General features: G+C 38.6%; 13 protein-coding genes. 12 read left to right on the top strand and 1 reads right to left on the bottom strand.

Annotated elements, in window-relative coordinates; translation table 11 throughout:
• Window positions 1–119: 119 nt before the first annotated feature.
• From FHS90_RS21995 to FHS90_RS22695, 12 genes are all read left to right on the top strand, one after another.
• Entirely contained in the window at window positions 120–521 is a 402-nt protein-coding gene (locus FHS90_RS21995; RefSeq protein ID WP_182514597.1) for a DUF2251 domain-containing protein, read from the top strand.
• A 95-nt stretch (window positions 522–616) separates the two neighbouring features.
• Window positions 617–811: a hypothetical protein gene (locus FHS90_RS22340; protein WP_220483138.1), complete on the top strand. Its 195-nt coding sequence runs from the start codon at window positions 617–619 to the stop codon at window positions 809–811.
• Between the two features lie 525 nt (window positions 812–1,336).
• Window positions 1,337–1,561, top strand: a complete 225-nt coding sequence (locus FHS90_RS21985) for a hypothetical protein (protein WP_182514596.1) — start codon at window positions 1,337–1,339, stop codon at window positions 1,559–1,561.
• 579 nt (window positions 1,562–2,140) lie between these two features.
• Window positions 2,141–2,716: a hypothetical protein gene (locus FHS90_RS21980; RefSeq protein ID WP_182514595.1), complete on the top strand. Its 576-nt coding sequence runs from the start codon at window positions 2,141–2,143 to the stop codon at window positions 2,714–2,716.
• 98 nt (window positions 2,717–2,814) lie between these two features.
• Entirely contained in the window at window positions 2,815–3,471 is a 657-nt protein-coding gene (locus FHS90_RS21975; protein ID WP_182514594.1) for a hypothetical protein, read from the top strand.
• Window positions 3,472–3,571: 100 nt separating this feature from the next.
• The gene (locus tag FHS90_RS21970; RefSeq protein WP_182514593.1) at window positions 3,572–4,150 is read left to right on the top strand and encodes a Riean_0653 family protein; all 579 of its coding nucleotides are present in this window, start codon (window positions 3,572–3,574) and stop codon (window positions 4,148–4,150) included.
• 113 nt (window positions 4,151–4,263) lie between these two features.
• Window positions 4,264–4,725, top strand: a complete 462-nt coding sequence (locus FHS90_RS21965) for a netrin-like domain-containing protein (RefSeq protein ID WP_182514592.1) — start codon at window positions 4,264–4,266, stop codon at window positions 4,723–4,725.
• A 93-nt stretch (window positions 4,726–4,818) separates the two neighbouring features.
• Window positions 4,819–5,412 carry a hypothetical protein gene (locus FHS90_RS21960; protein WP_182514591.1) on the top strand — a complete coding sequence of 198 codons (594 nt, stop codon included), beginning with the start codon at window positions 4,819–4,821 and terminating at the stop codon, window positions 5,410–5,412.
• Window positions 5,413–6,148: 736 nt separating this feature from the next.
• Window positions 6,149–6,484, top strand: coding sequence for a hypothetical protein (locus tag FHS90_RS21955; RefSeq protein WP_182514598.1), 336 nt, complete (start codon window positions 6,149–6,151; stop codon window positions 6,482–6,484).
• A gap of 95 nt (window positions 6,485–6,579) precedes the next feature.
• A complete protein-coding gene (locus FHS90_RS21950) occupies window positions 6,580–6,942 on the top strand; it encodes a hypothetical protein (RefSeq protein WP_182514590.1) in 363 nt (120 codons plus the stop codon).
• 81 nt (window positions 6,943–7,023) lie between these two features.
• The gene (locus FHS90_RS21945) at window positions 7,024–7,506 is read left to right on the top strand and encodes a hypothetical protein (protein WP_182514589.1); all 483 of its coding nucleotides are present in this window, start codon (window positions 7,024–7,026) and stop codon (window positions 7,504–7,506) included.
• A gap of 77 nt (window positions 7,507–7,583) precedes the next feature.
• Window positions 7,584–8,318: a cold-shock protein gene (locus tag FHS90_RS22695; RefSeq protein ID WP_182514588.1), complete on the top strand. Its 735-nt coding sequence runs from the start codon at window positions 7,584–7,586 to the stop codon at window positions 8,316–8,318.
• A 182-nt stretch (window positions 8,319–8,500) separates the two neighbouring features.
• Here the strand turns inward: FHS90_RS22695 and FHS90_RS21935 are convergent, their stop codons facing one another.
• Window positions 8,501–8,803: a hypothetical protein gene (locus tag FHS90_RS21935; RefSeq protein ID WP_182514587.1), complete on the bottom strand. Its 303-nt coding sequence runs from the start codon at window positions 8,801–8,803 to the stop codon at window positions 8,501–8,503.
• Window positions 8,804–8,885 lie beyond the last annotated feature (82 nt).

Genomic DNA, 8,885 nt, shown 5'->3' with positions numbered 1-8,885 from the left:
GCAGAAGTGCAGGTCGCGCAAGAAAAAACATGAACTAACAACGCATAAACGTCACCTTGGCCGACGGCCTGCGGCGTCGTTTATACCAGTACGTTGGCGGTAATTAAAAAAAGAACAAAATGAAGATGTACATATACGAAGAAGAAATCTTCTATCCAGGAAAAGACATCTTCATCGATAGTACCGCTGATAATGAAAACGCAGTTGTTTTTGAGGACAATGAAGAAACTGGATACTTCTATGCTGTAGAAAGAAGTGATGGACTTGAAATATTAGATGCGCTTCATATCTATAATGTCAAAAACATTGTTGACAAAGACAAGCCCTCGACCTTAAAGATATTGTGGAGTGAAGATGAATCAATTGCATTGCTTTCTATCAATGACTACTATCATGCTCACTTCGACTTTAAGAGCAAAGCAGGCTATTGCAGAACAGGATTTCCAGAAAACGGTTCCTGGGCAAAAGTAAAAGAACGGGAACTAACCGACGACTTATTAGAATCAATAAGCAAAAAGTAAAAATAACTCCCGCCAACATGGTGTAAACGGCATCTCGGCCGACGGCCTTCGCCGCCGCTTACACTAGCCGTTGTGTGCAATTTTGAACAAATAAAATGTGGGAACCTATTTCAGAATTTGAACTACTTGATGAAATCCAGAAAACTGAAACTGAATTAAATGGAGAATTATGGAATTTTTGGCAATTAATAAAAATAGAACCTGAAAAGTGGGCAGAGCATGAATATGGACAAGAAGGCGGTGGATTTTGGGTAGTTGGCATTTGTGGAAAAAAAAGTAATTTGGTATAATGACATTGAAGATGGATTCAATATATCAGATTATAAAAAATACGGAATTATTGCTGGCTATTACTGCAACCAGGATGAATTAAATTGGGCAGTTATCCGTTTATTCGACCTTATCAAATTTGGAGGTGACATAATTGGGCAAGCTGGACCACCACAACCTTTAAAATAAAAAACTACACACAACAACATGTAAACGTCAGCTTCGGCCGACGGCCTCGCCGTCGTTTACACAAGTACGTTACCCGCAATTGAAAACATAGCTTGTAGCTGGCCACTCTGTGATTCGCAAAAAGTCAAAAGCAAAATTTGAACATGAATTCTGGGGCCAAATTCTTAATTTAACTCAGTAAAAGAATTAAATTACCTCAACAAAAGAAAGCAGGCGTACCCCGACTTTATCGGCTTGCGATGCAGAAGAGGAATTGACGCAAAATGCATACTTTTTAAGTGCGGTTCATACCGGCCGATGGCCACCGTTTTTGAGCCGGTTTTGCGAAAGCAAGCCAAAAACAGGCAACACCGACTTTGACCGGCAAAAGCAGCAAAAGAGAACTCGCCAAAAATATGAGCGGTTCGTACCGGCCGATGGCCAGCGTTTCAGGGGCGTTTTTAGGAAATCAGAGCAAAAACAGAAATAAGGATAAAGCAACAAGAGAAGCAGAAGCAAGAAAACAACAGCGGGTAACAATGGCTATACGGCAGCTGGGTTTTCCCCCGGCCGACGTTCCATCTCTACCTGCAAGCGGCTAGCCGTCCGACATGAATCTCCGATTCAGTCTCCCAGCCGACCGCATAGCCGAGCCGTTAGGTGCAATTGTGAATATAGCTCGTAGCTGGGCAATTGGTGATTGGCAGAAAGTCAAAAGTAAAAGTTGAACACAAATTCTTGGGCCAAAAAGCTAAATAAACCTAGAAAAAGAATTAAGTTACATTAGCAAAAGAAAGCAAGAGTTCCCCGACTTTATCGGCTGGTGTGGCAGAAGTGGCAAAAGAGGAATTGACCTTGCGTTTGAGCAAAGATGGACGCAGAATGTTTGTAACGCGACGACGCGCAAGCCTGCAAACAGAAGACCTGAAATGCGTTTTCAGCCTGGTTTTGCAAAAACGGGTCAAAAACGGGACGAATAAAGAATTCGCCTAACTCTTTGTTTTTGCGTTTTGGGGCTGTTTTTACAAAACAGGCCCAAAAGAGAAAAGCAAAAAGTAGCAGCTTGGTCAAAGAAAAAAACAACTGCACCTAACATTGTGTAAAAATCATGCGTCGGCCGACGGCCTAGCACACTTTTTACACGAGGCCGTTGGCACACATTTTAAATATTAAAGAAATAAATGGGTTCAAACTTATTTGTTGAAGGGCTTCCTGACCCCTGGGTGATTAAAATCAGGTTTCCAAAACCAATTGACGATTTTAATGAGTTGAGAGAGTTTTCTCAAGCCTTAATTGATATTGACAACTTCTATATTAAAGATTGGCCAGAGCACTGGGATGGATTATATCCCCGATATCGAAGACGTAGGAGGACTAAGATTATTACATTGCGTGTAGCTTCTCCACCAGAAATCACAATTTTATGTGACCCAGCATGGCTTGCTGTATTAATTGCATTGTTAGCAGGCTATAAACAAATGAAAGATAATGTAGGAGAAATTGGCTCAGATATTTCAAAGCTATTAGATAACGTAAGAGGGCTTACAAGGCGGGAGTTAGAACTTCTCCAAATTGCTATTACTTTAACACTTGACCAAAATCTTGGGCAAATTGAAAAAAATGGCCTGCGCATAGTTAGAATTATAAGAAGGATTAGGAAGGGTCTTATAAAAGAAGAAACTGATAGAAGTGACAGCAACGGTCTCGATGAAAAAATTGATATAGAAATAAAAAAACTTGATGATTGGCTAAGATAAAAAACGTGTGCCAACATTGCATAAACATCATGCCACGGCCGACGGCCTAGCACGCTGTTTATACTAACCATTGGCTGTCATTGAAATTAGATTGAAATATGAGAGTGTTACGTAGGAGAATTGGAGGCATTACTTCTCCGATAAGTCAAAATGCTATTGAGGACTACTTGCGTCATGTGCAATTCACTCCCGCTGTTAACCTTGAAACAATTTCAAACCCCTTTATAGTGCATTTGTCAAATACCTTTAACGGTGACCCTGTTATATGTAGATTCACAACTGATAACCCTGAGAGATTAAAACTTTGTTTTGAATGGTTTGGATTTGATGACAATAAACGTTACTACAATAAAATCAATAGGTTTATTTTCTCATTGCTGAATAACGAGACATTAAAATCCATATCCGATATAGAGGGCGAGACTGGGTTTGCGCACCTGAATGAACATTTTGGCAATGTTGAGAATTTTGAAACAATTGATTTTGAGGAGGTAAGTCCTTTTGTTTTTGACGGAGAACTTGCAGAATATGCATTAGGAGGAAGTTTATATGACAATTGGAAACTTGACACCATAACAACTAAGTTGATGGCTGGCAACTTTGCAAATCAAATCTTAATGGGACGTTATGATGATTTCAGAATTTACAGAACTCAAAAATGTTGGAACGATTATTTCTCCGACTTCATAGCCTATTTCTTATTTGATTTAAAAAAGGGAGAGTTATGGATATTCTCAATATCTGATTACGACTAGTAAAAACAACGTCAGCCAACATTGTGCAAACACCATCCTTCGGCCGATGGCCTCGCACGCTGTTTGCACGAGACCGTTGGGTTAAATAAAAAATTATAATATGACAGAATTTATAAAAAAATCAGTTCCATTCTATTTATCCTTCTTGCTGTTGGTTTTTATTAGCTGTGATAAGGATAAAGACCCTACTAAAAACTCAAAGTTACCAGAAGCAACCCAATTAGGGAAGAACACAATTGGGTTTACCCTAGAAAATGAAGAAGTATGGTTTCCCTACAATAAGTGCGGTCTTATGCTAGACCCGTGCGGGAAATATTCAGCAAGAGTAAGTTACCCAATGGCAAGCCGTGATGGTATTGATTTTAGCTTTTCTAGGGACAATGGAAAAGGGATTTCCTCTAGCTTATTTTTCTCAACAGCCTTGGCAGGAACTATTACTAGCACAGGCAATAAAATTGATTCGCTTGGCGTGACATTCTTGGAATTCGATAATGGCAGTATGGTAGAATATGGGTTCCCACTGGTTGGCAGCCATTTCACGGTTACAAAATTTGATAAGGTTGCTCAAATAATCTCTGGTGAATTTCATCTTGTCCTTAAAAAATATAGGAGTAATGAAATTATTACCCTTAGCAACGGGCGATTTGACTTCAAGTTCCAAGCATGTGATTGTGACTAATTTTATCTGGAAATCTAAAGAATTACTTAACCCAACACTGTATAAAAGTCATCTCGGCCGACGGCCTTCGCCGTCGTTTATACTAGCCGTTGGCAGACATATAAAATATTAAAATGAAGATTATATTACTTCTATTACTAACCCTTTCAATCAATACAGCTATTGCTTGTTCTTGTGATAGGTCAACAATATTAGAGAATTTCAAAGGCTCTGATGTTGTATTCAAAGGAAAAGTAACTGATGTCAAAGAAGTAAATACCAAAGAAAAAACGACCTCAGGCCAAACAGTTGATTACAAGCGTTATGAATTCAAATTTAAAATCAAGAACAGGTACAAGGGATTAAAAAGTAAAGAGCCAGTAACAATTATAACAACAGGTGGCGACTCTGATTGTGGTAACTACTTCGACCTAGGGAAAAGTTACATTGTTTATGCCTATAAAGAAGATTTGATGCTTAGCTTTTCTTTAATGGACAAAAAAACGGACGAGTACCTAAGCACAAACTTATGTACCAAAACTAAACAGGCGTATCCGTGGACATTCCTTGAATCTCTTGTTCTTGATATACTTTAATAGAAATACGCCTGCCAACCTTGTATAAACACCAAGCCACGGCCGACGGCCTTGCTCGTTGTTTATACTAACCGTTAGCGGTAAATTATAATAATGAAAAATAAAGGATTCTCAATCTGTTTAATACTCATTGTCACTGTCCTATCTTCCTGCAAATCAAGTTTATTAGGTAAGAAAATAGATAAGCTTGATTGGATGCATCCACATCCGAATTACGACAGCCTGCAAATTGAAAACAGACGAATTGGCAAAAACTATTTGGTTGTTGATAGCTCTTACAACTCTGACTTTAACTACAAGATGCTAAACGCAATGGACAGCCTAATTGAAGCTTCTAGAAAATGGCCTGACGCAGACAGGTTTTTCCTTCCAGTACCAGGCAAATATAAATATTATAGGTTTAATGCAAGGTTCAAGGGCGTATCTTACGACAACTCAATCAAGGACTTCAATGATGTACTAATAATCAAAACGGATAGTGTAAATACCATTATCGACGCATATCAATACACTCTAGAATGGGCAGAATACCCTTTCACGACCGATTTGTACAGAATTTCAAACAACGCAGTGCGGTTAGTAGATAAATTGAATGTGGATTCACTAAGAATGGGAAAAATCACCGACTATGAAAATGGGAAGTTGCTGAAAGATAATGGGATTATTTTTCTAAAACCAAAGAAATAGAAAAAGTAAAAAAGAAAATCTACCGCTAACATTGTGTAAAAATCATGCGTCGGCCGACGGCCTAGCACACTTTTTACACTAGTCCGTTACCCGCAATTGAAAAAATAAAACTCAACTGTCACAGCATAAAATTTATCAGCTAGAGTAACAGAAGAGACTAGAATCATCTGCAAGAGAATCAGAAAAATTTAGTTAGCTTAGCAAAAGAGAGCAAACGCCGCCCGACCTTTACCGAAAGAGTAGCAAAAGTCGCAGAAGAGGAATTGACACAATATGTGCGCAGGATTATTTGCGGCTCATACCGTCCGATGGCCACCGTTTTTGAGCCTGATTTGCGAAAACAGGCCAAAAACAGGCTATACCGACTTTGACCGGCAAAAGTAGAAGAAGAGAAATTCGCCAAAAAAGTAAACTTGCGGTTCTCACCGGCCGATGGCCAGCGTTTCAGGGCCGTTTTTAGGAAATCAGGGCAAAAACAGGAATAGGGATAAAGTAGCAAGAGAAGCAGAAGCAAGAAAACAACAGCGGGTAACAATGGCTATACGGCAGCTGGGTTTTCCTCCGGCCGACGTTCCATCTCTGCCTGCAAGCGGCCAGCCGTCCGACATGAATCTCCGATTCAGTCTCCCAGCCGACCGCATAGCCGAGCCGTTGGCACAAATTTAAATGAAGAAAGAACACAAAATCATACTGGACTTGATTAAAGCCTTCTTAGAAGAAAATCCGAACCAGAGATTTGGGCAAGCTTTATTTAACCTATCTATCTATCAATCAATTCAATGAGGTTCCCGACCTAAATCAATCCACTTTACGGGACATCTACAATGATAAAGACGAGGAAATAATTGAAAGAATAAATGCTAGACAATCCTGGCTTTCATTTCAGAAAAAGGTAACTGAAAAAGTTAGGAAAATTCATGGATTAGAGGGAATGACAGCCAATGAAAGAATGGCAGCAACAGGACTGTTAACGGATTTTGAAGAACTTAAAGCGAAAGACAAAAAATATGCTCGGTTTATTTTAGAGTCATTAAAAGTGGACGAGCAGTCAATTCAGAAGATTCTAAAATAAAAACTTGTGCCAACACTGTATAAACATCATGCCACGGCCGACGGCCTTGCACGTTGTTTATACGAGACCGTTAGCTACAATCTTAAATATGAAAAATGTTTAACTGGCTATTTGGTAAAAAGCAGAAGCAACTAACCAAATTTGAATATTATGAAAAGTGGGACTTTTACGGACTACTTGACGACCTTCATATAGCCGAAGAAATGCTTAAGAATAAAAATAGCGGATATTCGGGCGAGTTTGACTCAGTTGAGCAATTCAGGGAGGCTTTAGAAGATGAAATAGACTGGATTGAATACAACAATAAAACCGACTTGACGCAAATCCACCAATGGTTTTTACCAACAGGAGTTTGGGATGATTTTGCTGGGCCAGATGGATTGGAACTTGGCAACCGAATTTCTAAAAGGACCTCAAAGTGGATAAAAGGAACAGCAGAAGAAAGAAAAAGACAGTAGCTAACAAGGCATAAACGTCAGCCTTCGGCCGACGGCCTCGCCCGTCGTTTATACTAGCCGTTATGCCTCATTTTAAATAAAATGAAAATATTCCCAACTAACAATTATACTGTTGAGCTAAACGACGATAGTTCGTTAGCATTAGATAACCTTAAGCAAAACACCAAACTCACCGATTCACTTGTTTCGGAATTGACTCAAAAGGCATTCATTGGCCAAGTTCAAGAAAGTAGGTTTAAAGTGATTTCCTCAGCTCCTGGATATGGAGCACTTTGTGTTTTGACAGGTGATTTTCAAGGCAAAGAAGGGATAATTAATATTAAAATACATACTGCATTCAAAGTGCTTTCCTTGGTTCTTATGATTCTACCGATTATTCTAGTTGGAGTTACCCTCGCGACCAAAGAGATAGAATACCCAATTGGGTTTATCGTGCCAATATCAATGACAATCATTTTTGTCAGGTTTGGTTTATTGGGGTTAGGGTTTCGGACCGTTTCAAACAATAGTATGAACAGGTTAAGAGAAGTAATTAAAATGCGTGAAATAAAAAACGTGGCATAACAACACCTAAACGCCAGCCTTGGCCGACGGCCTCCGCCTTCGTTTAGCCTAACCGTTGTGCATAATTAATAGAATAGATGAAAATAGGTCAAGTAAAGTTCTTCAATACTGAAAGAGGATTCGGATTTGTAAACTCTGAACAGACTGATTACTTCCTTCATTTCTCTAAATTGAATAAGTCATCTATAAAGGAGGGCGACTATGTGTTGTTTGAATATAGAGAATCAAGAAAGAATGCTGGTAAATATGAAATAATTAACTTAGAATTAATAACAAAAGAAAACTCATTATTACTGCTATCTAAAGTTGAGAATAAGTATAAAAAGATTCTATATAAACTTTTTCCAATATTGTTAGATAAATTAGCAAATGAAGAAGTTGATAAACTTACAGAAGATATACACAATGAAGTAGAATCTAAGGTTAACGGCTTTAATTTGTTAGAATTTATAGACAAAATAAGTACTAGGATTGCAACTGGAAAAACTAAAAAACCTGGAGATGATGATAGTTTCTGGGCTTTGATTGTTTCTGATTTTCCGAAAACAGAAGATGCCTATTTAAATAGCTTAAACCCTAGGTACTGTGAAGAAACTTACAGAGATAGGGGATTTTATAGTTGTTACTCAATGGAAGATGACTATAATAGAGCATATAGAGCAGGTGACGAAGAGAGACTTCCAGAGATTCAATTTTTATTAAAAGAAACTTTTAAGAATAAATACAAATCTAATGAGCATTATTCATTCTTACTTGATGATATCAAAAAGCAGCATCTAACGAAAATCAAGAAGACAATACTAGAAGAATAACTATGCACAACAACACCTAAACGTCATACTACGGCCGACGGCCTTGCACGTCGTTTAGCCTAACCGTTAGCTGTTATTGTAAACATGGCTCCGGCATCAGACTTCAGTTAAAAGGAAAAAAGCAAAAGTTTAAATCGACGGCAAATTCTGGATAGAAATCTCAGAATAACTCAGCAAAAGATTTAAATTACCTTGGCAAAAGAGAGCAATCGTACCGCGACTTTAACCGCAAAAGTAGCAGAAGTCGCAAAAGTTGGAACGGACGCAAAATGCCTGTTCAGCAATGCGTGTAAGCCGACGGCTAAAAAAGCGTTTTCGGCCTCGTTTTCGGAAATGAGGCCAAAAACGGACGGGCAAGAAAAGATTTGATTGCGCTCGGCAAGCTGTTTTCTGCTTGTTTTTCTGAAAGTAGGCCAAAAGAAGAAAAGCAAAAAGTAGCAGTAAACGCAAGAAACAACAACAGCTAACAAAAGTAGCTGTTGCACAACTCAGCGTTAAACAGTGCCCTGTTTCAATCCCTCTTCACTTTTCTCAAGTTGATTTCAATTCCTGCCGCCAAAAAGAGCA

It is taken from the genome of Rufibacter ruber (assembly GCF_014138425.1).
Classification (GTDB): Bacteria; Bacteroidota; Bacteroidia; order Cytophagales; family Hymenobacteraceae; genus Nibribacter; species Nibribacter ruber_C.
Note: the sequence above shows the minus strand (reverse complement) of the source record. Positions and strands in the feature narration are given on the sequence as shown.